This window comes from Pseudomonas paraglycinae (assembly GCF_021601625.1).
In the GTDB taxonomy this organism is placed as follows: Bacteria; Pseudomonadota; Gammaproteobacteria; order Pseudomonadales; family Pseudomonadaceae; genus Aquipseudomonas; species Aquipseudomonas paraglycinae.
The window spans coordinates 1-644 of the sequence record NZ_BQHR01000041.1; the positions used below are offsets into that span (position 1 = coordinate 1).

The 644-nt window shown below is 46.1% G+C and carries 2 tRNA genes and 1 rRNA gene; all 3 read right to left on the bottom strand.

What is annotated here, in order from left to right:
- Positions 1–248 precede the first annotated feature (248 nt).
- A tRNA-Ala gene (locus tag L6D82_RS28445) sits at positions 249–324 on the bottom strand.
- A 10-nt stretch (positions 325–334) separates the two neighbouring features.
- Positions 335–411: transfer RNA gene (locus L6D82_RS28450), tRNA-Ile, on the bottom strand.
- A gap of 123 nt (positions 412–534) precedes the next feature.
- A 16S ribosomal RNA gene (locus L6D82_RS28455) occupies positions 535–644 on the bottom strand; the annotation flags it as partial.

Below are 644 nucleotides of genomic sequence, written 5' to 3' on the forward strand. Positions count from 1 at the left end.
TCACTTGACCATATAACCCCAAGCAATCTGGTTATACTGTGAAGACGACATTCGCCGAAAATTCGAATTTCTCAACTAAGAGAACTCACAAATTTTACCTTAGCCTGATCACCACCAGTGAAAGTGGCCATCAGTCTATCTTTCTATCACATACCCAAATTTTTAAAGAACGATCTAATCAAAAGACTAGAAATCAATATTCAGTTCGAATATTCATTTCTAAACTCTCAAACTTTCGAAGCAGTTTATGGTGGAGCCAAGCGGGATCGAACCGCTGACCTCCTGCGTGCAAGGCAGGCGCTCTCCCAGCTGAGCTATGGCCCCATAACAAAATTGGTGGGTCTGGGCAGATTCGAACTGCCGACCTCACCCTTATCAGGGGTGCGCTCTAACCAACTGAGCTACAGACCCAATTTCGAGCTTGTAACTGCTAGCTGTGAGCTATCAGCTTGGAGCTTAAAGCTGCTTCTATCGTCTTCTTCAATGAATCAAGCAATTCGTGTGGGAACTTATGGATCAGCTGATGTCGTCGATTAAGGAGGTGATCCAGCCGCAGGTTCCCCTACGGCTACCTTGTTACGACTTCACCCCAGTCATGAATCACACCGTGGTAACCGTCCTCCCGAAGGTTAGACTAGCTACTT